The following is a 1,699-nucleotide window of genomic DNA, read 5'->3' on the forward strand; positions in this document are numbered from 1 at the left end:
GACTGCCCCGAGCTTCGGTCCGGCCCACAACCGCCCCAACGGAGTTGGGCCGTAAATGCCATTGCGGCACCAGACACGACGAACACGACCCCGCCCTGGGCACCCCCTCGACCCCGACACCTACAACTGCGAATCCGCGGTCCTCTGGAGCGCGCACGCTGGCGCCCTGTGGCGGCGCTTCTCGATCTACCTCCGCCGAGAGTTGGCCAAGCGTGTCCGCCTCACCCAACGGGCCGTCCGCGACCACGCCCGAATTTCCTTCGCGAAGGTGGCGGCCGAATACCAGAAGCGCGGCGCGGTCCACTTCCACGCGGTCATCCGCCTTGACGTCGGGAAGGAGGAGAGACGGCACCCCCGGCATGGGCCTCGACCACGCTCCTCGCCGACGCCACCCAGGCCGCTGCCACCGCCGCCCGCGTGACGGGCCTCGACGTCGACAGCCGGTGCCACCGCTTCACCTTCGGCCGTCAGCTCGACGTACGCCCGATCCGCTTCGTCGACTTCGACGCCGGCCGGGAACTGACCGAGCGGGCCGTGACGGCGTACATCGCCAAGTACGCGACCAAGGGAGCGGAGACAGCCACGGGCACGCTCGACCGCCCGATCCGCTTCCTCGCCGACGCCTAAGCCCGGATCACCGACCACGCCCGGCGCCCGTGTGGAGTGGCGCCGTGCCCAAGCACCACGGCCCACCCCACAGGACGGCGAAACCACGCTCGTCCTCGCCCACTGGGTCTTCGCCGGAACTGGCCTCAGCCGCTGCCGAGACCTGGCTAGCGGCCTCTTTCGAACCCGCCTCCGGAACGGAAGGAGAGCCGACCACATGACTGAGGCATCGTCCGAACTGCTCACCGTTCCCGAGGTCATGACGCGGCTCAAAGTCGGGCGCTCCAAGGTCTATGACCTGATCCGCACGCAGCGGCTTGCCTCCATCAAGATCGATGGTGCTCGCCGTATACCGGCCGAGGCTGTACGCGCCTTCATCCAGGGCCAGTTGGCGGGTGCCGCCTGATGACCAAGCGCCGAAGCCGTGGTGACGGCGGTCTGCATCGGGAGGAGAAGCGACAGCGCTGGATCGCCACGGCGAACCTCGGCTTTGATCCGAGTGGGAAGCGGATCGTGAAGTGGGGGAGTGGCAGGACCAAGACGGAGGCGAAGAACAAGCTCAAAGAGGTGTTGCGGGACCATGAGGACGGTCTCGCTATCGCCCCCACCAACTACACGGTCAAGGACGCGGTCACGGACTGGCTCGCCTACGTGCTGGCCAGCCTCGACCCTCGCACCGTCGAGACCACCACGTTCCTGAGCGAGAAGCACGTCATCCCTTCGCTGGGCGCTCGCAAGCTCCGTGACCTCAGCGCGGAGGACGTCGATCGCTGGCTGGCCGCCAAGGCGGAGACGCTCAGCACGCGCACGCTCCAGGGTCTTCATTCCTGCCTGAACCGCTCGGTGAAGCGGGCCATGGCGCGGGACAAGGTGAAGCGGAATGTTGTCGGGCTGTGCTCGGTGCCTCAAGGGCAGGCGGGGCGGCCGTCCAAGGCACTCACCTTCGCTCAGGCTGAGGCAGTGCTGAAGGGGGCCGCAGGAACCTCCATGCACGCGTACATCGTTGTGGCGCTGCTGACCGGGGCACGTACGGAGGAACTGAGAGCCCTCACCTGGGATCACGTCTTCCTGAGTGGGCGGCCGGACTACGACC

The 1,699-nt window shown here is 67.6% G+C and carries 2 protein-coding genes and 1 pseudogene; all 3 read left to right on the plus strand.

The window, feature by feature from the left end; translation table 11 throughout:
• The first annotated feature begins 55 nt into the window (after positions 1–55).
• A pseudogene (locus tag ACFXKA_RS42645) lies at positions 56–627 on the plus strand (replication initiator).
• Positions 628–823: 196 nt separating this feature from the next.
• Positions 824–1,012, plus strand: coding sequence for a helix-turn-helix domain-containing protein (locus ACFXKA_RS42650; protein ID WP_379431852.1), 189 nt, complete (start codon positions 824–826; stop codon positions 1,010–1,012).
• The coding region (locus tag ACFXKA_RS42655) for a hypothetical protein (RefSeq protein ID WP_379431853.1) at positions 1,012–1,699 on the plus strand (688 nt) is incomplete at its 3' end. The genes ACFXKA_RS42650 and ACFXKA_RS42655, both read left to right, overlap by 1 nt.

Source organism: Nocardia sp. NPDC059228 (assembly GCF_042754245.1).
In the GTDB taxonomy this organism is placed as follows: Bacteria; Actinomycetota; Actinomycetes; order Mycobacteriales; family Mycobacteriaceae; genus Nocardia.

What these genes read in the sequence shown, in the direction of transcription:
- ACFXKA_RS42650 (WP_379431852.1), top strand. Translation starts at nt 824, where the DNA reads ATGACTGAGGCATCGTCCGAACTGCTCACCGTTCCCGAGGTCATGACG.